This is a genomic window from Streptomyces sp. NPDC058335 (assembly GCF_042723915.1).
Lineage (GTDB): Bacteria > Actinomycetota > Actinomycetes > Streptomycetales > Streptomycetaceae > Streptomyces.
Map to the genome: position 1 here is coordinate 97,437 of NZ_JBHXHX010000008.1, position 22,154 is coordinate 119,590.

General features: G+C 71.2%; 18 protein-coding genes and 1 tRNA gene. 6 read left to right on the forward strand and 13 right to left on the reverse strand.

What is annotated here, in order from left to right; all coding sequences use genetic code 11:
• Positions 1-567 precede the first annotated feature (567 nt).
• Positions 568-2,952, forward strand: a complete 2,385-nt coding sequence (locus ACFWJX_RS17215) for an Orn/Lys/Arg decarboxylase N-terminal domain-containing protein (protein WP_383243221.1) — start codon at positions 568-570, stop codon at positions 2,950-2,952.
• 156 nt (positions 2,953-3,108) lie between these two features.
• Positions 3,109-3,561, forward strand: a complete 453-nt coding sequence (locus ACFWJX_RS17220) for a YbhB/YbcL family Raf kinase inhibitor-like protein (RefSeq protein ID WP_383243224.1) — start codon at positions 3,109-3,111, stop codon at positions 3,559-3,561.
• 62 nt (positions 3,562-3,623) lie between these two features.
• On the opposite strand, the gene ACFWJX_RS17225 is transcribed toward ACFWJX_RS17220, so the two are convergent.
• The 4 genes from ACFWJX_RS17225 to ACFWJX_RS17240 form a co-directional block, all read right to left on the reverse strand.
• Positions 3,624-3,950 carry a DUF6343 family protein gene (locus ACFWJX_RS17225; protein ID WP_383244005.1) on the reverse strand — a complete coding sequence of 109 codons (327 nt, stop codon included), beginning with the start codon at positions 3,948-3,950 and terminating at the stop codon, positions 3,624-3,626.
• Between the two features lie 100 nt (positions 3,951-4,050).
• Positions 4,051-4,914, reverse strand: coding sequence for a universal stress protein (locus tag ACFWJX_RS17230; protein WP_383243227.1), 864 nt, complete (start codon positions 4,912-4,914; stop codon positions 4,051-4,053).
• A gap of 55 nt (positions 4,915-4,969) precedes the next feature.
• Positions 4,970-5,668, reverse strand: coding sequence for a dienelactone hydrolase family protein (locus ACFWJX_RS17235; RefSeq protein WP_383244007.1), 699 nt, complete (start codon positions 5,666-5,668; stop codon positions 4,970-4,972).
• Positions 5,669-5,779: 111 nt separating this feature from the next.
• Positions 5,780-6,922 carry a hypothetical protein gene (locus ACFWJX_RS17240; protein ID WP_383243230.1) on the reverse strand — a complete coding sequence of 381 codons (1,143 nt, stop codon included), beginning with the start codon at positions 6,920-6,922 and terminating at the stop codon, positions 5,780-5,782.
• 422 nt (positions 6,923-7,344) lie between these two features.
• Here ACFWJX_RS17240 and ACFWJX_RS17245 point away from each other — a divergent pair, with 422 nt between their 5' ends.
• Both ACFWJX_RS17245 and ACFWJX_RS17250 read left to right on the forward strand, forming a co-directional pair.
• Positions 7,345-8,007, forward strand: coding sequence for a phosphoribosyltransferase (locus ACFWJX_RS17245; protein ID WP_383243233.1), 663 nt, complete (start codon positions 7,345-7,347; stop codon positions 8,005-8,007).
• A gap of 19 nt (positions 8,008-8,026) precedes the next feature.
• Positions 8,027-8,335, forward strand: a complete 309-nt coding sequence (locus ACFWJX_RS17250; protein ID WP_383243236.1) for a hypothetical protein — start codon at positions 8,027-8,029, stop codon at positions 8,333-8,335.
• 83 nt (positions 8,336-8,418) lie between these two features.
• Here ACFWJX_RS17250 and ACFWJX_RS17255 read toward each other — a convergent pair whose 3' ends face one another.
• The 5 genes from ACFWJX_RS17255 to ACFWJX_RS17275 form a co-directional block, all read right to left on the reverse strand.
• Positions 8,419-10,170 (reverse strand): amylo-alpha-1,6-glucosidase, encoded by a 1,752-nt coding sequence (locus ACFWJX_RS17255; protein WP_383243239.1) that lies wholly within the window; start codon positions 10,168-10,170, stop codon positions 8,419-8,421.
• Between the two features lie 77 nt (positions 10,171-10,247).
• On the reverse strand, positions 10,248-11,069 hold the full coding sequence (locus tag ACFWJX_RS17260) for a carbohydrate ABC transporter permease (protein WP_383243242.1): 822 nt from the start codon (positions 11,067-11,069) through the stop codon (positions 10,248-10,250).
• A gap of 11 nt (positions 11,070-11,080) precedes the next feature.
• Positions 11,081-12,052, reverse strand: coding sequence for a carbohydrate ABC transporter permease (locus ACFWJX_RS17265; protein WP_383243245.1), 972 nt, complete (start codon positions 12,050-12,052; stop codon positions 11,081-11,083).
• Between the two features lie 20 nt (positions 12,053-12,072).
• Positions 12,073-13,326 carry an extracellular solute-binding protein gene (locus ACFWJX_RS17270; protein WP_383243248.1) on the reverse strand — a complete coding sequence of 418 codons (1,254 nt, stop codon included), beginning with the start codon at positions 13,324-13,326 and terminating at the stop codon, positions 12,073-12,075.
• A gap of 74 nt (positions 13,327-13,400) precedes the next feature.
• Complete coding sequence (locus tag ACFWJX_RS17275) at positions 13,401-14,447, reverse strand: LacI family DNA-binding transcriptional regulator (protein ID WP_383243251.1); 1,047 nt, start codon at positions 14,445-14,447, stop codon at positions 13,401-13,403.
• A 485-nt stretch (positions 14,448-14,932) separates the two neighbouring features.
• Here ACFWJX_RS17275 and ACFWJX_RS17280 point away from each other — a divergent pair, with 485 nt between their 5' ends.
• A complete protein-coding gene (locus ACFWJX_RS17280; RefSeq protein ID WP_383243253.1) occupies positions 14,933-18,550 on the forward strand; it encodes a LamG-like jellyroll fold domain-containing protein in 3,618 nt (1,205 codons plus the stop codon).
• 152 nt (positions 18,551-18,702) lie between these two features.
• On the opposite strand, the gene ACFWJX_RS17285 is transcribed toward ACFWJX_RS17280, so the two are convergent.
• The 3 genes from ACFWJX_RS17285 to ACFWJX_RS17295 form a co-directional block, all read right to left on the reverse strand.
• Positions 18,703-18,776 (reverse strand) — tRNA-Met (locus ACFWJX_RS17285).
• Between the two features lie 49 nt (positions 18,777-18,825).
• Positions 18,826-19,029, reverse strand: coding sequence for a cold-shock protein (locus ACFWJX_RS17290; RefSeq protein WP_073499692.1), 204 nt, complete (start codon positions 19,027-19,029; stop codon positions 18,826-18,828).
• A 538-nt stretch (positions 19,030-19,567) separates the two neighbouring features.
• Positions 19,568-20,134: a snapalysin family zinc-dependent metalloprotease gene (locus ACFWJX_RS17295; RefSeq protein WP_383243256.1), complete on the reverse strand. Its 567-nt coding sequence runs from the start codon at positions 20,132-20,134 to the stop codon at positions 19,568-19,570.
• Positions 20,135-20,333: 199 nt separating this feature from the next.
• Between ACFWJX_RS17295 and cpt the strand changes: the two genes are divergently transcribed.
• Entirely contained in the window at positions 20,334-20,858 is a 525-nt protein-coding gene (cpt, locus tag ACFWJX_RS17300) for a chloramphenicol phosphotransferase CPT (RefSeq protein ID WP_383244010.1), read from the forward strand.
• A gap of 96 nt (positions 20,859-20,954) precedes the next feature.
• On the opposite strand, the gene ACFWJX_RS17305 is transcribed toward cpt, so the two are convergent.
• Entirely contained in the window at positions 20,955-22,058 is a 1,104-nt protein-coding gene (locus tag ACFWJX_RS17305; RefSeq protein WP_383243258.1) for a substrate-binding domain-containing protein, read from the reverse strand.
• Positions 22,059-22,154: the final 96 nt, after the last annotated feature.

The following is a 22,154-nucleotide window of genomic DNA, read 5'->3' on the forward strand; positions in this document are numbered from 1 at the left end:
TCCACGGCGACGAGTACCGGCCGGCGCCGGTGTGCTGCCTGGAACACCGGGAGCACTGCTTCGTCGAGGAGCCGGCCTTCGCCGACGCGGACGCGACCCTGGGCATGCCGTGTGAGCTGTGTCCGCATGTGGCCGACGGCCGTCTGCCGGTCCGGGTCCGCAACCCGGCCTGTCGACCCGTGCTCCTCCAGCGGCCGGACGAGCCGGCGTTGATGGGGGAGGCCGCCGAGAACCTGTGGCTGCCCGGCCCGGACCGGGACCGCATCGCAGCGGATCCGACGAGACGGGCGGACGCCCTCGAAGCGGACTGGTCACGGCGTGAGCCGGAGGTCGGCCCCGTACCGCCGTCGGTACGGGGCCGGTCGCTCCGGTGCGGGCGTGGCCGCGGGCCGGACACCGGTCACTGTGCCGGGCCGTACGTTGCGACACCGTTGCATGGTCCCGCGTGCTCGCGGCTGGCCGCGCCGTTCCGTCCTGCGGGTGGTTTACGGAGGTGAGTCCGTCGCGGGTGCCCGGCCTGCTCGGAGACTGGTCCGGGGGCGGCGCCGGCCGCCGGGAGGGGGCGTCATGACGGACAGCCAGGTCTTGATCGCGGTGGCGGAGCATCCGCGGGGCGAGGGAGCGAGCGCCGAGCACCTGAGGCGCATCCGTGAGGCGATCGAGGCGCGTGGGTTCGAGGTGAGATGGGCGCTCGACGCGGCCGACGCCGAGGCGGTGCTGCGGACCGAGGCCGGACTGACCGCCGCGCTGATCGCCTGGGAACTCCCGGGCCGGCCGGGCGCGGAGGCGGAGCCCGGGGGCGCGGCCGTACTGCGCTCCGTCGGCCGGCGGTTCCAGAACCTGCCGGTGTTCCTCGTCATGGCCGACGACGGCGTACGGGACCTGCCGCTCTGGGTGTCGGAGTCGGTCGTCGGCCATGTGTGGCTGCTGGAGGACACCCCCGGATTCATCGCGGGTCGCGTCACGACCGCCGCCCGCACCTACCGTGAGGCGGTTCTGCCGCCGTTCTTCCGGGCCCTGCGCCGCTTCGACGACGCCCACGAGTACTCCTGGCACACCCCCGCCCATGCCGGCGGCGTCGCACTGCTGAAGTCGCCCGCCGGGCGGGCCTTCCACGACTACTTCGGCGAACGGCTGCTCCGCAGCGACCTGTCGATCTCCGTCGGCGAACTCGGCTCGCTGTTCGAGCACACCGGCCCCATCGGCGAGGCGGAACGCAACGCGGCCCGGGTCTTCGGCGCCGACCTGACCTACTTCGTGCTGCACGGCGACTCCACCTGCAACCGCGTGGTCGGCCACTTCAGCGTCACCCGCGACGAGGTCGCGCTCGTCGACCGCAACTGCCACAAGTCCGTGCTGCACGGCCTGGTGGTGTCCGGCGCGCGCCCGGTCTACCTGATCCCCACCCGCAACGGCTACGGCCTGGCCGGACCGCTGCCCCCGGCGGAGTTGGCGGCGGACTCGGTCGCGGCCCGCATCGCCGCCAACCCGCTGACCGAACAGGCCGTGTCGCCGGACGCCCAGTACGCCGTCTTCACCAACTCCACCTACGACGGCCTCTGTTACGACGCCTCGGCGGCGGCACGCGCACTCGCCGCGAGCACTCCACGCCTGCACTTCGACGAGGCGTGGTTCGCCTACGCCCGTTTCCACCCGCTCTACGCGGGCCGCTACGGCATGTCGGTGGACGAGGACAGCTTCCCGGGCCCGGACCGGCCGACGGTGTTCTCGACCCAGTCCACCCACAAGTTGCTCGCCGCGCTGTCCCAGAGCGCCATGATCCATGTCAGGCCCGCCCCCCGGGCGCCCGTCGGGCACGACCGGTTCAACGAGGCGCTGATGATGCACGGCACCACCTCCCCGCTCTACCCGATGATCGCCTCGCTGGACGTGGCGGCCGCGATGATGGACGGCCCGCAGGGGCACTGGCTGGTGGACGAGGCCGTGACCGAGGCGGTCCGGTTCCGCCAGGAGATGGTCCGCATCCGGCGTCGTATCGAGGAGTCCGGTGACCGGCCGCCGTGGTTCTTCGGCGTGTGGCAGCCCGAGACCGTCACCGATCCGGGCAGCGGCGAACGGTTCGCCTTCGACGAGGCGCCCGCCGACCTGCTGCGCACCGAGCCGTCCTGCTGGCATCTGGAGCCCGGCGCGGCCTGGCACGGCTTCCCGGGGCTGACCGACGGCTACTGCATGCTCGACCCGGTCAAGGTCACCGTGACCTGTCCGGGCATCGACGCGGGAGGTGAGACCGCCGACCGGGGCATCCCCGCCCGGGTGCTCACCGCGTACCTGGCCACACGTCACATCGTGGTGGAGAAGACCGACACGTACACCACGCTCGTGCTGTTCTCCATGGGGATCACCAAGGGCAAGTGGGGCACCCTCCTGGACGCCCTGATGGACTTCAAGGCCCTCTACGACGAGGACGCGCCCCTCGACCGGGTGCTGCCCGCGCTGGTCGCCGAGCAGCCGAGACGGTACGCCGGCGCGACCCTGCGCGAGCTGTGCCAGGACATGCACGACCATCTGCGCTCGGCCGGCCTCGTCGACCTGCTCGACACCGCTTTCCGGCAGTTGCCGGAGCCGGTCGAGCCGCCCCAGCTGTGCTATCAGCGGCTGGTCCGGGGCGGCACGCACCGGGTGCGGCTGCGCGACGCGCCCGGCCAGGTGGCAGCCGCCATGGTCACCGTGACCCCGCCGGGCATCCCCGTGCTCATGCCAGGCGAGAACGTCGGCGCACCCGACGGCCCGCTGCTGCGGTACCTCTCCGCCCTGGAGTCCTTCGACCGCCGTTTCCCCGGATTCGGCAGCGAGACCCACGGCGTGACCGTCGACCCGGACACCGGCGACTACCTCATCGAGTGCCTGCGGCCGACGGTGCACGAGGGAGCGGTCCCGGCCACACCCCCGGCGCAGCGCGGGCGTACGGCGGAGGTTCCGGGGCGGTCCTGAGGCGGGACGGCGTCAGGCGGAGCCGCCGGTGCTTCCGGCGGCTCCATCCGTAGCCCGGTGGCGGGCTGGTCCGGGGCCGTGGCGACGCGGCGGCGTGTCGTGTGAACCCACCGAACACACCCGGTATGCCGCGGCTCACGCGGGTACTCCGGTCCCATGGCCGGCATCGAACTCATCAGCAGTGCGTTCAACGACCACGCCGTTCTCGCGCGCAGGTACGCGTACGAAGGAGACAACGAATCGCCGCCGCTGGCGTGGAGCGGCATTCCGGACGAGGCGACCGAGCTGGTGCTGTTGTGCGAAGACCCCGACGCCCCGTCGGGCACGTTCGTGCACTGGGTGGTGGTCGGCATCGATCCCCGCAGTCAGGGCGCGGAAGCGGGCAAGAGCCCGCCCGGGGGCACCGAACTCGTCAACGGCTACGGCGAACGGGGCTGGGGCGGACCACACCCACCGCCCGGCGACGAGGCACACCGGTACTTCTTCCGCCTGTACGCGCTCGGCGAACCGTGTGTCCTCCCCGAAGCGCCCAGCGCCGACCAGGTCCACCGGGCCGTCGACGACAAGCAACTCGCGAGCGGCACCATCGTGGCGCTGTACCAGCGCTGAGCGACAAGCGGCGCCCACGGCAGGTGACATGTCCCCTTGCCGTGGGCGCCTCGGCACGTCTGTCACCGTGTGCCCCGCTCATTCCTCAGCCGGCGCACGACGACCGGCAGATCGGCCGCCGCCAGGAGCGCCAGTGCCCCGTACACGACGGCGAGGACGGTCAGCGGGCCGCGTCCCGGGCCGTCCTCCGGGCCCGAGTCCGCCGCCCACATCGCGAAGACAACCGCCGCCGCGGCGAAGACCGGCAGGAAGACACCCGACAGGATCAGCCGCAGTCCGAGCGCGCTCTGTGCGGTGGCCGGTTCGGTGCCGGCCCGCGCGAAGCGGCGGCCGACCGTCCCGGAGCGTGCGCGGCGCGCCCGTTCCTCACGGTGGTGTCCGGGTTCGATGTGCTCATGACGTCCCTCCCTCCCGGCGGATCTCGCCGTACCTTCCGTACAAGGCTCGCCGCGAGCATGGGGGCCGTTCGTCCGTGGGTCGTGGCCGCCGCTACCGGGTGGGCACGACCGCGACGGGGCACTCCGCGTGGTGCAGTACCGCGTGCGTCACCGATCCCAGGCGCAGTCCGAGCCTGCCCTCGACCGGGTGACGGGGCAGCACCACGAGAGAGGCCCGTTGCGACGCCTCGACGAGCGCGGCGGCCGGTGAGTCCACCACCAGGTCGGTGTCCACCCGCACCTGCGGGTACTCGGCGGCGGGGCGGGCGGCGCGGCTCAGCAGCACGCGGTGACGGTGCTGTTCGTCCTCGCGCAGCTCCGGCGGCGGCGCCAGTTCGCCGGCCCACACGACCGGCGTCCACGCGTGGACCACGCGCAGGCCGGTCCGCCGACGCGCGGCCTCGACGACGGCGAACCGCACCGCGTCCGCGTCGCGGTCGTCGCGCACGCCGACGACGACGCCGGCCGCCTCCGCGGGTTCGGGACGTTCACGCACGACGGCCACCGGACGGTCGGCGTGCGCGGCGACTTTCAGGCTCACGGAGCCGAGCAGCAGACCGGCGAACCCGCCCCGGCCGCGGGTGCCGACCACGATGAGGTCGGCGTCGTCGGCCGAGTCGAGGATGGCCTCGGCCGGACTGTCATGGGCCAGCACGGCGTCGACGCGCAGCCCCGGATGGGCGGCCTCGATCCGGGCGCGGGCCTCGTCCACCTGCCCGGTGGCCGCTTCGAAGACCTGCCGGGTGAGACCGGCCCCGGTCTCGTCGTAGCCGACCTCGGGGCCGGGGCCGACGGCGTGCACGATCCGCAGCGCGCCGCCGCGCAGTTCCGCCTCGGCGGCCGCCCACTCCGCGGCGAGCCAGGAGTGCGGTGTGTCGTCGACCCCCACCAGGACCGTGCCGTCCGAGCCGGTCATCGCGCCTCCTCCGTCGCCACGGGCCGCGCCGTCCGGCGCACCCGCGGCCGACCGGTCACGAATCCTCCCGTGCCGGTGCCGTCTGCGCGGCCGTGCGGGACTCCCGTGCGTCGCGCAGTCGGTCGTCGCACCAGCGCCTGACCGTCTCGGCGACGTGCTCCAGCGCGCCGGGTTCTTCGAACAGGTGGGTGGCCCCCGGAACGACGTGCAGGGCGTGCGGGCAGCGCAGCCGCCGGGCCGCTTCCTGGTTCAGCGCCAGCACGTTCTGGTCCCGCCCGCCGACGAGGAGCAGAACCGGGACCGTCACCCGCTCCAGGGCGTCGCCCGCGAGATCGGGCCGCCCGCCGCGCGACACCACGGTCAGCACGCGGTCCGGCCGCTCGGCGGCGGCCACCAGCGCCGCGGCGGCGCCCGTGCTGGCGCCGAACAGGACGACGGGGAGGCCGCGGGTGTCGGGCTGCGTGTCCAGCCAGTCGACCGCGGCCACGAGCCGTCGGCCCAGGAGCGCGATGTCGAAACGGTGCTCGGCGGTCAACGCGTCGTGCCGCTCCTCCCGTTCGGCGAGCAGATCCATCAGCAGCGTGCCCAGCCCGGCGGTGCGCAGTTCGGCGGCCACCATCCGGTTGCGGGGACTGTGCCGCGAACTTCCGCTGCCGTGCGCGAAGAGCACCACGGCCCGCGCCGCTGCCGGCACGACGAGGTCACCGGAGAGCGTGACCTCAGCGGTGGGCACCAGAACCATGTCGGAGATCATCTGTATCAGCCTCTTCCCCATCGGCCGATCCTTCGGATCGCTACGACCCGGATGTCCCCCATCGCGTACCCACCCTGTCGGCGGGAATCCCCTCGCGTGTGCGGGTCGGGGCTACCGCTCGGGGGCGTCCCGGTAGCGGAGCAGGACGCCGACGCCGTCGGTCGACGGGACGCGGTCCGGTGGCGGCACGACCAGTTCGGCCCCGGTGCGATGGGCGGCGTACAGCAGGGCCGCGTCGGCCGGTTCCTCCTGCGGCGAGGTCACGCCGAACGCCTCCAGCTCCGAGGCGGACAGGGCGATCTGCGACGGCGCCGAGCCGAGCCACACGCGCTCGGGCAGCCGCGCCCGGCGGGTGAGCAGCAGGGCGTCGGCCTGTCCCCGTTGCAGCGCGGAGACCGCCGCCGCCACCCCTTCCGACCTGTGGGGATGCCGGGCACGCTGAGCGAGGAAGTCCTCCAGTTGGCGCTCGTCCGCCGCGCTCAGACACCCTTCCAGCACACGGCCCACGTGCTCCTCGAGAAAGGCCGGTCCGACGGCCTCGGGGCCGGTGAGGGAGTCGTCGTCCACCACTGTCACCCGGTTGCGCAGGTGGGCGGGGAAGCGGTTGACCAGCACGCCCGAGACCCAGACGTCGTCCGGGTGCCGGCACAGCACGATCGACTCGGCGCGGTGGTGTTCGGCGAGGTCGCCCAGCTCCCGGGCGATCCGCGGGGCGGTGCGCTGCCATGCGTCGGTCGGCACCTGGTGGCTCAGCCGTTCCTGCGGTGCGACCCTCCCCGTGGGCCACCGCCCGGCCACCGAGACGGCCAGTACCTGGTCGCCGGGCACGTGGTCCAGGTCCGCCTCGCCCGCCTCGTCCCAGGGCCACTCGCCGGAGCGGGTGAGGGCGACGGCCAGGTACGGGATGTCGGGCGCGCGCTGTACGGCGAGGGGCGCCACGTCGGGCAGGTCGTCGAGGCGGGCGGTGTCCCGCGCGGGCGGCTCGGGCAGTTCCTCCGCGAGGGCCAGGTGTCCGTGTGCGGCGAAGAGTGCCTGCCCGTGCCGGCCGGGCAGAGCGCGGTCCGTCCCCACGGCCCCGGCGAGGGCGGTGACGGTCGCCGGGTCGGCTCCCTGGTCGAGCAGGGCATCGCTCTGATGCCGCCAGCGCAGGTCGATCGCCGCGTCGGGATCGTCGATGTCCCGGGAGGTGTCGAGGTAGACGCTGGCCCAGGGGCCGGGTTCGGAGAAGAGGGGATCGAGATAGGAGAGCTTCATCGTGCTACCCCTGGTCGAGGTCTGTGGCGGCCGCCGCGGTGAGGTCCGGCGACGTCCCGTAGGGGCACGGGTACCCCGAGCGGCGTAGGGATCGTCGTCGTTTGGGTGCCGTCCGGGAGGAAACTCCGGACAGGAGAGATGACCACCACGCACGCACCCATGCGCGCGGGGAGCGGTTCCTGGGAGGCTGGTCGCTGCCCGCCCCGGCACCCGGCTTCTCGCCGGGACCCCATGAAAGCCGGGGAACCCTCCGAGGCGTACCGCCGCGCCGCTTCGACTGCGGCTTCGACCGGCCGGGAGGTCGGCTGGACCAAGGCGGCCTCGGCGAGGCCGCTGAGCCGACGAACGTGGAGCTGACGCAGTCGTCAGGGCAGTTCAACGAACCCGAACGGACCGGGCCCGCGAAAGGCAGGTAGCAGGTCATGCGATTCCAGGACCGTCGCCAGGCCGGACAGCGACTCGCCGCGCGGTTGACGGAGTGGTCGGCCGACGGTGATCTCGTCGATCCCCTCGTCCTGGCGCTCCCCCGCGGAGGCGTCCCGGTGGCCGCCGAGGTCGCCCGAGCTCTCGGGGCGCCGCTCGACATCCTCGTGGCCCGGAAGATCGGTGTCCCCGGGCACCCGGAGACCGGCATCGGCGCGATCGTCGGTGACGATCCGCCCCTGTTCGACCGGCGCGCGATGGAGATGCTCGGCCTGAGCGAGGACAGGCTCGGCCCTGACGTCGCCCGCGAGCGGACCGAACTGCACCGCCGGGAACGGCAGTACCGCGAAGACCGGCCCGCGCCGCACATCGAGGGCAGGACCGTGATCGTCGTCGACGACGGGCTCGCCACCGGCGCCACCGCGCGTGCCGCCCTGCGCCACCTACGGCAGCGGGGACCCGCGCGGCTGGTCCTCGCCGTCCCGGTCGGCGCGCCCGAGTCGACGGCGGAGATGCGTACGGAGGCCGACGACGTCATCTGTCTCCACCAGCCCCCGGACTTCCACGCGGTCGGCCTGTGGTACGCCGACTTCGACCAGGTCGGCGACGAGGAGGTCGTCCGCACCCTGCACGAACACGGCGCCGCCGCGGGCAGGGGCTGAGGGAAAGGAGCGCAGGTTCATGATGCCCAGGAACACCGACGACGACGAGCGGACGCGAGGCCGGTCGGCCCAGGGCCGGTCCTTCATGGGCCGCGGACCCTACACCGAGGCCCATGAGCTGGTCTTCCAGGCGTTGACCCGGCTACAGCGGGAACACCAGGGCGAGGCCGCGCACCTGGAGGAGGTGGCCGCCGCCTCGGGCCTGCCTCCCGACGAGACTTCCGAACTCCTGCACGACCTGGTGACCGTCCATGGTCTCGCCACGGAACTGGCCGGCTCCGACACTCCGGACATGGGCCCTCGTTTCGAGGTCAGGCCACGGATGTGACCCGCGCGCGGTCGACGGCCTCGAAACGGACACTCTGTGGGCCACCACCGCAGCCGTGATGCCGGCCCTGGAGCGATCGGCGGTCAGCCGTGGCTTCGGCGGATGTGTGCCTCGGTGAGCAGGAGGTAGCTGGCGGCGGTCCAGGTGTAGGCGCGGTCCCGGAGGCCGGTGCCGGTCAGGGCGTCGAAGTTCTCGGCGAACCCGTGCGTTTCGCAGAGGGCGCGGAAGCGGGCGCTGATCTCGTCCGCGAGCCGGTGTCGTCCGGCGCGACGCAGGCCGTCCTCGATGAGGACGGTGGCGGGGGCCCAGATCGGGCCGCGCCAGTAGCCGTCGGAGCGGTAGTGCGGCGAGGCGGGCAGTTCGGTGGCGAGGCCGTACTGCGTCAGGTGGGATTCGAGCCGCTCGGCCAGCACGCCGCTGACCTCGTCCGGCAGGTGCTCGCCCAGCACGATGGGCATCAGGTCGAGCAGGCTGGAGCTGCTCCACGTGTCCCCGGTCTCGACGCCCCGGGTGACGAACCGGTCGCCGTTCCAGAGCTGGTCGAGCATCGCCGCCTGGGTTTCCGCAGCCGTTCGCGTCCATCGGGCTGCCTCCTCCGGCCGCCCCAGCTCACCGGCCAGCGCCGAGAGTTGGTGCAGTTGCAGAACGAGGAAGGCGGCCAGGTCGGCGGTGACGACCACGCGCTCGGGATCGAAGGTGGTGGCGTTGTCCCAGCCGCTGTCGTTGCCGTGCTGGTAGTGGGGCAGTGCGGCGCCGGGGGCTCGCCGTGCGGTCAGCCAGAAGCCGGTCCAGCGTTCCAGCCTGTCGTACGTCTCCGCCAGTTCGGTACGACCGAGCGGCACGGTCAGCCGCTGCCGCAGGTGGGCGAACGTCCAGCCGTGGATGGGGGGTTTGACGTAGTTGTAGAGGACCTCGGAATGGGTCACCGAGTCGGGCAGCGCCCCGGTCGGGTCCTGGTGGTCGAAGGGCAGGTGGTACTGGTCCCAGGCCAGTCCGGGGCATCCGGGCGCCAGGGCCAGGGCGTTGAAGCAGTGGTCCCAGCTCCAGACCTTGTCCATCCAGTGCTTGGACATCAGTACGGCGGGCCGGGTGACCAACCCCGCCGGGCATACGGTCGCGGACCATATGACGTAGGCGGCGAGTTCGGCGGCCGGGGTGGCGGCCGAGCGCCAGGGGGCGACCGTGTCGACGAAGTCCGCGAAGGAGTTCCGCGTGGCCTCGACGATCTTGTCGAAGGGCGCCGCCGACCCGTAAGGCGGTCGGGCCGTGTCGAGTTCCTCGACCGCGATCTCCCACCGGCCGTCGGCGCTCGCAGCGTCGTCGGCGGCGGAGACGGTGAGGCCGCGGTCGGCGCTGCCGAGGGCCTGGCTGCCGAACGCGTCGGCCAGGGTGCCGGAGAGCACGGTGACGCGGTAGCGGCGTCCGGTCTCGTAGGACGTGAACACGTGGGCGTCGGCGGCCGCGTCGCGGAAGAAGTAGGTGCCGCTGAACGGGGTCAGCGCGCCGGCCGCGGCGGAGACGCACAGCGCCAGCCCCTCGCCGCGCAGGCGTACCGTGTCCGGCGACTCGTAGGAGAGGTCGACGCGGCCGTCCGCGCCGGTCCAGCTCAGCAGGCCCGGCGTCGCCGCCACGCGGGTCTCGGCCCGCTCACCCGTCGCGCTGTCGACCGGCATCAGGCGCAGCACGGCGTGCATGCCGTTCTGGTGGGAGACCAGGTGCAGGTCCTCGGCGTACGTCTTCTCCGCCACCACGGGCGAGATGTCGAACCAGGACCCGTGCACGCTGAACGGAATGTCGTGGACGGAGAAGGCCGGGCCGGATCGGTCGGCGGTCATGAAGCGTCACTCGTTTCTCGTGCGGGGGCGGCCGGCCGTCGGTGGACCGACGGTGGGGCCGTGCCGAAGCGGAGGGGTCAGTCCTTCACCGCGCCGGCGGTCACACCGGCGGCGACGTAGCGCTGGGCGAGGACGAGGATCACCGCGGCGGGCAGCGAGGCCACGACGGCGGTGGCCATGATGGCGTTCCACTCCTGGTTGTTGTTGCCGATGTAGTGGTAGATGCCGAGGGTGATCGGCTCGTGCGCCCCGCCGCCGGCGAGGGTGCTGGCGAAGACGAAGTCCGACCAGGACCACAGGAACGCGAACAGGGACACCGTGACGACGGCGTTGCGGCTCATGGGCAGGATGATCGACCAGAAGGTGCGCAGGGGCCCGGCGCCGTCCGTCTTCGCCGCCTGGATCAGTTCGCCGGGGATGCCGGACATGAACGCGGTGAAGATGAGCACCGCGAACGGGACGGCCAGCGTGGAGTCGGCGATGATCAGGCCGGGGACGGACTGGAGCAGGCCGAGGCTGAGGTAGATGGCGTAGAAGCCCATCGCCATGATGATGCCGGGGATCATCTGGGCGGCGAGGAGGACGAAGCTGAGGGCACCGCCGCCGCGCGGGCGCAGTTTGGCGAGCGCGTATCCGGCTGGTGCGGCCAGCGCCACGGTCAGGACGACGGTGCCCAGGCCGATGACGAGGCTGGTGCCGAGGTAGGGCAACTGCTGGTCCAGGACCGCCCGGTAGCCCTCCAGCGTGCCGTGCACGGGGAACAGGTCGGGCGGGCTCTTGCGCATGTCCTGCTCGCGGGTGAAGGACACGTTGAGCATCCAGTACACCGGGAAGAGCATGATGCCGGTCAGCAGGAGCCCGATGGCCGTCTTCCACCACGTACGGCCACGTCGGTTCATGGTGATTCCTGTCATGACAGCCCCTGCTTCCGCTGGACCCTCATATAGATCAGGCCGAACACCAGGGCGGCGACGACGAGCAGGTTGCCGACGGCCGCTCCGGGGCCGAAGGCGGGGAGGAGGTTGCCGAAGCCGAGTTGGTAGGACCAGGTGGCGAAGGTGGTGGACGAGTCCGCCGGTCCGCCCTTGGTCATGATCCAGATGATGTCGAAGACCTTGAGCGTGTAGACGAGCCCCAGCAGCAGGGTGATCGCGGACACCGGTCGCAGCAGCGGGAAGGTGATGCTCCAGAAGCGCCGCCAGGCACCCGCCCCGTCCAGGGCGGCGGCCTCGTACAGGCCGGCCGGGATGGACTGCAGTCCGCTGTGGAGGACGACGAGGTTGAACGGGACGCCGATCCAGATGTTCGCGATGATCACCGAGGTCAGTGACCAGGACGGCGAGGTCAGCCAGTTCACCGGGCCGATACCGACTGCGTGCAGGGCGGCGTTGACGATGCCCGAGTCGCTGTTGAGCATCCACGACCAGGTGGAGGCCGACACGATCAGCGGCAGCAGCCAGGGCACCAGGAACAGCGCCCGCAGGGTGGCGGAGAGCCGGAAGTGCTGGTTGAAGAAGACGGCGAGTGCGAGACCGATGGCGTACTGGAAGGCCAGGCACACGGTGGTGAACACGACGGTGTGGAGCAGGGCGGGGGCGAAGGTCGGGTCGTCGAAGACGGTCCGGTAGTTCGCGAGGCCCGTGAAGGGCGCGTCGCCCTGGACGAAGGAGCGGACGGTGTAGTTGCGCAGGCTCAGGTCGAGGTTGCGGTAGAGCGGATAGGCGTAGAAGAGGACGAGGTAGAGGGTCACCGGGGCGAGGAAGGCCCAGGCGGCCCACTGCTGGGAGCTGGGGCGGCGCCGCGCTCGGGGCGGTGCGGTGGGGGCCGCACCGCTGTGGCCGGGCACCGGCCGCCGGTGCGGCACTTGTGTCGTGTGACTCATCAACGGGCCCTTGGCAGCGGTTACTTGACGGCGGACTGGGCGACGCTCAACGCGTCCTCGGGAGACTTGGAGCCGCTGAGGGCGGACTGGACGGCCTTCCACAACTGCTCCGAGATCTTGGGGTACTTGGTGCCCAGGTCGTCGCTGGTGCGGCCCTTGGCCGCCTTGACCGCGTCCACCCAGGTCTTCAGCCCGGGATCGGCCGCCACCTGCTTGTCCTGGACCTCGGCGGTGGGGGCCACGTAGGAGAGGGTGGTGTCGGTGTCGTACAGGTTCTGGGTGCTGGTCAGGCAGGTCGCGATCTTCTGCGTGGTGGCGTAGCGGCCGGTGTCGCCCTGGACCGGGAGGGTGACGAACTCGCCGCCGGTCGGGGCCGCGGCGTTGCCGCCGTCGACGCCCGGTACGGGTATGACCCCGTAGTCGAAGCCGGTCTTCCCGGCGTTGGCGAGCTGCCAGGTGCCGTTCTCGCCGAACGCGTAGTCGCCGGTCGCGAACTCCTGCCAGCTGGTGGTCTGGGTGTTGTTGAGCACGGAGTTGGGGGCGTAGCCCTTCGCCAGCCAGTCCTTCCACAGGGTCAGCGCGGAGACGGCCGCGGGCGAGTCGAGTTCGGTGAGCTTCGCGCCGGATCCCCAGAACCACGGCAGGAACTGGAAGCTGCCCTCCTCCGTGCCGATCGCGGAGAAGGTGATCCCCTTCTTGCCAGCCGTCTTCACCTTGGCCAGCGCCGCCGTCAGCGACGGCCAGTCCTTGACCGAGGCGATGTCCACGCCCGCCTCCTTCAGGACCTTCTTGTTGTAGTAGAGGGCGAGGGTGTTGGCGCCGATCGGCGTGCCGTACGTCTTCCCGCCCGACTGGCCCGCCGCGAGCAGGTTGGGGTCGACCGCGGAGGTGTCCAGCCTGTTGTCGTCGGTCGTGGTCAGTACGCCCGCCTCGGCCAGGGTCGAGACGACCGGGTTGTCGACGATGAGGACGTCCGCGGAGTTGTCCTGCTGTGCCGCCAGCAGCGCCTTGTTCGTCAGGTCGCTGGTGTCGAAGCCGGTCCTCTTGATCTTCACGCCGGCCTCGGTGCCGCAGGCGTCGAGCAGCTTCGCCCACGCCGAGCCCTTCGCGAACTGCGGGTACGGGTCCCAGACGGTGTACGTCCCGCTGTCCGCCGCCTTGCTCCCGGCGCTCCCCGATCCGGAGCCGCAGGCCGTGGCACTGGTGGCGACCGCCAGGGCGGTCAGGGCTGCCGCGGTCAGGCGGCGCCTTCTGGAGAAGCTGAAGCTGTTCATCGCGGTTCCTTCTGTTTTTGGCATGCGGGTGCCGAGGGTCTGGCATGCGGGTGCCGGCGGGTCGTGAGGTGCGGTCAGTGCGGCGTGTCGGGTCCGGTGTCCGCGGCGCGCCGGGCTCCTGCGGGTCCGGTGCTGGCCCGCAGGGAGATGGGCGGCGTGAGGAGGTGGTGCCGGGGTGGCGCGTCGGGATGGTCGAGCCGCTCCACGAGCAGGTCGACGGCGAGACGGCCCATCTCGGCGGCCGGTACGTCCGCCGCGGTGAGCTGCGGGGTCACCGTCTCCGCCCAGCGGCCGGCCACGACCCCGGTGACGGAGAAGTCGCGCGGCACATGGCGGCCGGCTCGGGCCAGCCCGCGGTAGAGGCCGCCCAGCGCGGCCTCGTTCAGGGTGACCAGGGCCGTGGTGGCCGGATCGTCGTGCAGGATGCGTTCCACGCAGGTCTGGCCCGAGGCGGCGTCGTCGCCGCAGCAGTAGGTCCGGACCGTCAGTCCTCGCTCGGCCGCGGCCTTGGTGAATCCCTCCAGGCCCCGGTGCGCGGACTCGTACCCGGTGCGCAGCAGCTGCTCGGGGCGGTTGACGAAGGCGATCCGGCGGTGGCCGAGATCCGCCAGGTGGTGGACGCAACGCTCGACCAGCGCCGTGTGGTCGAGTCCCACCCACCACTCGCCCTCGGGTCGGGCGGTGCGGCCGATGGCGACGGAGGGGAACGCGAGGGCGGACAGATGGTCCACCCGATCGTCCTCCAGTCTGATCTCCATCAGGATCGCGCCGTCGACGCGCCGCTCCCCCAGGAGCCGTTGGAAGGAGCGGTCGCTGTCCACGCCGCTGGGGGACAGCAGCACGTCGTAGTCGTGGGCCGCGGCGGCCTCCACCACGCTGCCGATGAAGTCGAGTTGCATGCCGGTGTAGTGGTTCCCGGCCGGCGGGAAGACGAGGCCGAGGGTGCTGGTCCGGCCGTTGGCCAGGGCGCGGGCACTGGCGCTGGGGCGGTAGCCGAGTTCGTCGACGACCTGCTGGATCTTGCGACGTGTGTCCTCGGAGACCGGGCGCTTGCCGCTCAGCGCGTAGGACACGGTGCTCCGCGAGACACCGGCCCGCCGGGCGATCTCACCGATGTTCACGGCCACTCCTAGATCGAGCTGGTTCGACTCCTCGAAAGGAACCGTCCGCCGGTCGTACGGGACTGAGAGAGAAGGAGGCGACTATCGGTTGTCGAACCGGTTCGCGTGAAGTGAAGGTAGGAACAAGCCAGACGGCTGTCAACACTTCGGACCGCGTTTTCCGCAAAGAGCCTGCAACCCGGCGGGCACGCCAAAGGTTTCGGGTGTCCGGGGGATTGCTGGCCGGTTTCCCCGGTGCTAGCTTCGCCGAACCGGTTCGACTCGGTTCCTCCTCCGCCACGCGAGCGGTACGGAACCCGTGGAGCCCCTGTGCGCTGAAGGCCGGTGACCGCGGGCGACTGCCGTCCCGGCCGCCGTGCTCGCCCCGGCGCCGGTCCGGCCGGCCGGGACAGAGGGGCGGGCAGGACCGGAACCGCTCCCCGAGGATGAGGACGTAATCCATGCCATCCGCTCACAGATCCGCACGGCGCCGTGCCGCGGCCGCCGTGGCACTGACTCTCGGCGCGGGGGTGCTGGCCGCACCGGCCGTCCCCGCGCAGGCGGCCGACGCACCCCAGCCCGCCGCGCGCTACACCTTCGACCAGGACGACCTCGCCTCGGGCCGGATCACCGACAGCTCCGGCAACGGCCTGACGGCGAGCCTGGTGAACGGCGACACCGCCCAGTCGGTCGCGGGCACCGACGGAGGCAAGGCGCTCGCCCTGCCCGGCGGAGCGCCCACCTCGAACGGCGCGTACGTCCGCCTGCCCCGCGAAGTACTCGGCGAGGCAACCGACCTGACCGTCTCGGCCCGCGTGAGGTGGAGCGGCGACAGGTCCCCCTGGCAGCGCGTCTTCGACCTGGGGACCGACAACACGAAGTACCTCTTCACCACCCCGTACGACAACGACGGGCGGCTGCGCACCGCCGTGACCACCGGCGGCGGGGGTGCGGAGGCCCAGGTCTCCGGGTACGGGCCGCTCCCCGCGGACCAGTGGCGGACCGTCGCCGTCACCCTCGACAGCTCGGCCGGCCGGGTCACCACGTACGTGGACGGGGTGGCGGTGTCCTCCGCGGAGACCGACGTCAAGGCGAAGGATCTGCTGGACGGTTCGGCCACGTCCGCCGGTTACCTCGGAAAGTCCTTCTGGCCGGACCCGCTGTTCAAGGGGGCGATCGACGACTTCACCGTGTGGCACTCGGCGCTCAGCCCCGCGCAGGTGGCCGGCACGGTCGGCAGCGTTCCCACACTCCAGCAGCTCTCGCGGACGTCCTTCGAGGTCCGTACGACGACGGGAACCGCCCCGTCCCTCCCCGCCGCCGTCCGCTCTTCCTTCTCCGACGGCTACGACCGGGACACGCCGGTCGCCTGGGACGCCGTACCGTCCGACAAGTACGCCGCGCCCGGCACGTTCACGGTGGCCGGAACGGCGGCCGGGCGTGCGGTGCAGGCGACCGTCACCGTGGTCCGCGAGGGGCAGCTCACCGTCGACCTCGGCTCGGACACCGGCGCTTTCCACGGCGGCGCCTCCGGCACCCTCTACGGCGTGTACGGACCGGACGTCCCCACCAACAACCTCATCGAGGGCATGGGCCTGCGCACGGTCTCCACGAAGGCGCAGGACGGCCCGCAGCACCCGGGTGCCGACGCGCTGGAGGTGGTCAAGCCGCTGGCCGACTCCACCGACGGTGACGTGTACATCTACATGACCGACATCCACCGCGGCTTCCCGTACCAGTGGCCGGGCGGCACGCCCGAGGAGAAGCTCAGGCTCTACAAGGAGAAGATCGCGAAGCAGGTGGACCAGGTCCTGCGACTGCCCGAGCAGTACCAGGACAACATCGTGTTCGTGCCGTTCAACGAGCCCGAGGGCAACATGTTCGGCACCGGCGAGTGGAGCTACGACAAGGTCAGCTGGCTCGTCGACCCGGACGACTACTTCGCCGCCTGGGACGACGCGTACAAGCTCATCAGGTCGAAGATGCCGGACGCCCGCATCGCCGGGCCCAACACCAGCGTCCTCTACGACCAGGTGAAGGGCTTCCTCACGCACGCCTTGGCCGCCGGCACCCTCCCGGACGTCATCACCTGGCACGAGCTGAGCCACCCGGAGGCGGTGCGCGCCGGCGTCGCCAAGTACCGGGCCTGGGAGAAGGAACTGTTCAAGGGCACCGACCGGGAGGGCACCCGACTCCCCGTCAACATCAACGAGTACGCCTTCAACTACCACACCTCCGTCCCCGGTCAGATGATCCAGTGGGTGTCCGCGATCGAGGAGTCCAAGGTGGACGCCGACATCGCGTACTGGAACATCGACGGCAACCTCTCCGACTCCGCGGTGCAGTCGAACCGCGGCAACGGCCAGTGGTGGCTCCTCAACTCGTACGCCTCGATGAGCGGCCACACGGTGAAGGTGACCCCGCCGTTCCCCGGCGAGAACTACACCATGCAGGGCGTCGCCACACTCGACGAGCAGAAGAAGCAGGCCCGGCTGATCTTCGGCGGCTCCACCGGCAAGGGACACATCACCTTCGCCGACATCCCCAAGGAACTCTTCGGGGACCGCGTGCACGCCTGGGTGCGGGAGATCGACTGGAGCGGACAGCTGGGCGACTCGTCCGGCCCGAAACTGCTCACGGAGCAGAACCTGGAGGTCGCCGACGACGGCACGGTCTCCGTCGACTTCGGCGACGGCACACTGCCGCAGCTGAAGGAGTCCTCCGCCTACGAGATCGTCCTCAGCCCGGCCGGCAAGGCGACGGGCACGCAGTCCCCGCCCGTGCGCTGGCAGGCCTCGTACGAGGCGGAGGACGCCGCCCACACCGGGTCCGGCTACTCCAGGAACGGCCCGGAGGGTTCACCCCGCGACGTGTCGAAGTTCTACACCTCCGGCGGGTACGACGTGGGCGGCCTGCGCACCGGCTCCGACGTCACCCTCGACGTCACCGTGGACGTGCCCCAGGACGGCACCTACGACCTCAGCGTCTTCGCCAACTCCCTCAACACCTTCGACAAGGTCAAGGAGCAGGGCCCCACCAACGTCTTCCTCCGCGTCGACGGCAAGGCGGACAGCGAGCAGGAGCTGTACCTTCCGCTCGGCTACAAGTGGGTCGTCTGGGACCACACCGACACCGAGGTCCAGCTCACGAAGGGCAAGCACACCCTCACCCTCGCCGCGAGGAGTGCCGACGGCAAGCGCGTCACGAAGGGCGACGCCATCGTCGACCGCCTCACCCTCACCCTTCCCGAGGCTTCGGCCGGCACCCAGGTGTACGAGGGTGAGCTGGCCTGGCCGGCCGGCGGAGCACTGCCCGTCTACAAGCTGCCGAAGCAGGCCGGAACCCCCGCCACCGGCTCGGGCGCCGTCCAGCTGAAGAAGCACCAGAGCGCCACTTTCTGGGTCTACTCCCCCGCCGACCGCGAGGCCACCCTCAAGGTCGACACCCTCGGCGGCACGGGCGCCCGCCTCTCCGTCAACGGGCACGACGTCCTGCGCCTGGCCAAGGGCAGGAACAGCGCGGCGGTCTCCCTCTCGGGCGGCATCAACAAGGTGACGGTCACCGGAGGTTCGTCCACCACCCTCGTCGACCGCCTCACCGTCACCCCCACCGAGGGCACGCTCAAGACGCGGACGTACGAGGCCGGCGACGCCGAGCTCGCGGGGACGGCCACGCCGGTCCCGCTCTCCCTGGCCACCGCCGGCACGGCGATCACCGGCATCGGCGGCGAACCCGGCAACGGCAACACCGCCACGTTCACGGTCACCGCCGACCGGACCGGCCTGTACGCGCTCCGCATCCGCTACGCCAACCCCGAGCAGGCCGAGGCCACCCACTACAACCCCGACCCGCTCGCCCGCCACGCCGACATCGGCGTCAACGGCGGTGAGACACGGCGCGTCAGCTTCCCGCACAGCTTCCACCAGAACAACTTCTGGGAGCTGACCGTCCCCGTCCAGCTGAAGAAGGGACAGAACACGATCACCTTCCGCTCCGAGGAACTGCCGAACTTCGACGGCACGACCTACGCCTCGGACACCTTCCCCGGAGTGCCGCTCCGCTCTCGCTACACACCGCTGATCGACCGGATCACCATCGCGCCGTACGCACAGGAGACGCGCTGAGGTAGCTGAACACGGGCGGTCGTCGGCGAGGTGACGCGCACGAAGGCCGGGCGGCACGGGCCACCCGCCCCACGCCAGGCGTGCCACCTCGCCGGAGGTCCGTCCGCGCCCATACGAAAGGGGCCCGGCTTACGCCGGGCCCCTTCTTTTTGTAGCGGGGACAGGATTTGAACCTGCGACCTCTGGGTTATGAGCCCAGCGAGCTACCGAGCTGCTCCACCCCGCGTCGGTTCTGCCACTCTACACGGCGATCCGGGCGGGCTGGAATCAGGGGGTCAGCCGCGGACGATGTTCTCCGCCTGGGGGCCCTTCTGTCCCTGGGTCACGTCGAAGGTGACCGCCTCTCCCTCCACCAGCTCACGGTAGCCGTTGCCGGAGATGTTGGAGTAGTGCGCGAAGACATCGGGGCCGCCGCCGTCCTGGGCGATGAATCCGAAGCCCTTTTCGGCGTTGAACCACTTCACGGTGCCGCTGGCCATACTGCTGTGTCCTTCGTTCTCGCCGGCGGACGCCGGCTGGAATGGGTGCGGGTGCCGTCCATGATCATGGACTGCGTCCCAGACCCGTTCTACCCCACGAATGGCCCCGCAATCCGCAGTTGTCGCTCAAAAACTTCTCCATCGTGACCTGTTGTCAGCCAATGGAGGGCAGGTGACGTGGGGCGTTCGGGGCAATACGGGCTGTAGCGGTCAGTCACCTCCGCCACCGCCCCCGCAGGACGATCCACCGCCACAGGACGATCCACCCCCGCACGACCAACCGCCTCCGCCCGCGTGACCACCCCCGTCACCGCCCCCGGACCGACCCCGCGACCCGCCTCCGCCTCGGCCAGCACGTGAGCCCGCGATGAGGATCACGACGAGCACGATCCCCCCGATCACGACATATTCCACTGCGCTCGACCCCCGTGTCGTCTCCTGCCGGTACTCGTAGGAGGGCCATGCCCCGGAAGGTCGGTGGGCGAAGCGCGTCTTGAGGAACTCCAGAGCTTCGGCCGCCCACCACGGGCGGCGAGCGTCAGTCCACGGTCGTCACCTGGCGCGGTGCTGTTGCCCTCGGGCGGGCGAGCGCGGCACCGAAGTTGTCCTCGACCTCCGCCTTCTCGGCCGCGTTCGGGTACGGGTTCGTGCACGGGACGCCCGCACTGGAACCGGACATCAGGCTGGTGCAGGGGCCGGGCTTGCGGTCCGGCAGGCCGAGGATGTGGCCGAGTTCGTGCGCCGAGATACGGACGGTGTCGTATCCCTCGTTGACGGCCTGCCGTCCGATGTAGACGGTTCCGTTGCCGAGCGAGGTGGTCAGGGCCCGGGGCCAGCCGTTGTCGGCGAGAACGCGGATGTTGGCGCGCTGCCCGGCGGCGGCCGGGCGCAGTTCGACGTTGTCCACGCTCTCGTTCCAGATGGCCGCGCCCCGGTCGACGGCGGCCCTGAACTCCGCCGAGGCTCCGGCGTCGTAGGTGACGACACGGGCCGCCAGGGGCTGATCGGCGGGGGCGCCGGCACGCGCGTGGGCCGGGCCGCCGAAAAGGGTGACGGCTGCCGTGAGGCCGGCGGCGAGGACGGGGACGTAGGTGCGTGAGTACATGATCGACCTCCTGTGGGGGAAGGTGGGCGTGCTCATGTCACGTGCTGCTGAGCCCCCTGCCCATGGCCCGCGGCGGTCAATCCGTCAATCGGCGAGCCCTCCTGGGGTCCGTCAGCGGCGCCATGGGCGGGAGCCCCGCCGAAATTCGTTTCGTGTCCGGCGGACGCGCCCCTACTGTGGCGCGGTGACGACGACGCGGATGATCATTCTCAACGGCGGCTCCAGCTCGGGGAAGACCGGGATCGTGCGGTGTCTCCAGGCAGTGCTGCCGGATCCGTGGCTGGCCTTCGGGGTCGATTCGTTCGTCGACGCGCTGCCCGCGAAGCTCCAGGCGTCCGACGCGGGACTGGAGGTCGCGGCGGACGGCCGGGTGAGCGTCGGAGCGGACTTCCGCGCGCTGGAGGAGGCCTGGACCGAGGGCATCGTGGCGATGGTCCGGGCCGGCGCCCGGATCGTCGTCGACGAGGTCTTCCTCGGCGGGGCGGCGTCCCAGCAGCGGTGGCAGAAGGCTCTGGGTGACGTGGCGGCGCTGTGGGTCGGGGTCAGGTGTGACAGCGCGGTCGCCGCGGGACGCGAGATCGCACGAGGGGATCGCGTCCGGGGCATGGCCGCATTGCAGGCGGACGTGGTGCACCAAGGCGTGGTCTACGACCTGGAGGTCGACACGAGTCGCACGGAGTCGCTGGAGTGTGCGCTGACCATCGCCGCCCGCGTCGGCGGCTGACCGGCGGAACGGTTCTCGGCCCCGCGCCCCTGGTCGCCCGTGGGCGTCCAGAGATGCGGAGCCGTGACCGGCAGGTCGGCGCGGTGGCCGACGTCATCACTTGGTGAGAGGCGCCAGCTTCGGGTCGTTGGCGTAGGACTCGGCCGCGTTCGCCTTCGTCACGATGACGGGCGGCAGGAGGTAGGCCGGGACGACCTTGGCACCGTTGTCGTACGACTTGGTGTCGTTGATCGTCGGCTTGTCGCCCTTCTGGAGGGACTTCACCATGTCGACGGTCTCGGCAACCAGCTTGCGGGTGTCCTTGTTGATGGTGGAGTACTGCTCACCGGCCATGATCGACTTCACGGACTCGACCTCGGAGTCCTGACCGGTGACGACGGGAATCGGCTTGCCGGCGCCCTTGACCGAGGTGAGGATCGCGCGGGCGAGGGTGTCGTTCGGTGACAGGACGCCGTCGAGCGTCCTGCCGCCGCCGTAGGTCGAGGTGAGGAGCGAGTCCATGCGCTGTTGGGCGATCTCCGCCTTCCAGCCCTGGATCGCCGTCTGCTTGATGCCCGTCTGACCGGAGCCGACAACGATGTCGCCCTTGTCGATCAAAGGCTTCAGCACATCCATCGCACCGTCGAAGAAAACCTTGGAGTTGTTGTCGTCCGGCGAGCCGGAGAACAGCTCGACCGTCCACGGCCCCTTCGGCTTCGTCGCCTTCATGCCGTCGACGAGGGCCTGTCCCTGGAGCCGGCCGACCTTGAAGTTGTCGAACGCGATGTAGTAGTCGACGTCGGCGGTGTTGGTGATGAGCCGGTCGTAGGCGACGACCGTGGCGCCGGCCTGCTTGGCCTGCGCGACCTGGGTGGCGAGCTGCGAGGCGTCGGTCGCTCCGACGACGATGACCTTCGCGCCCTTGGTGACCATGGAGGAGATCTGTGCCTGCTGGTCGGCGACGGTGGTCGAGGCTCCCGCGTACTGCACGTCGGCCTTGAATCCCGCCTCCTTCAGGCCGCTGGTGAACAGGTCGCCGGCGAGCACCCAGTTCTCCGAGGTCTTGGCCGGCAGCGCTACGCCGACGAGGGCGTCCTGCGCGAAACCCTTGCCGTCGGCGGTGTCGGCCGACCCTTCGCGTTCGTTGGAGCATGCCGCGCCCAGGATGAGCAGTGCGGCGGCGCCGACCGCGGCGATGCCTCGGGTGGTGAGTCTGCGCATGGTGGATCGAACCCTTCGTGCGGTGTCGCTCGTTGCCGGGAGAGTGGTGCGCCTGTGGGTGGAAGGTGATGCGCGCCTGGTGGGTGAGGCGCGCGC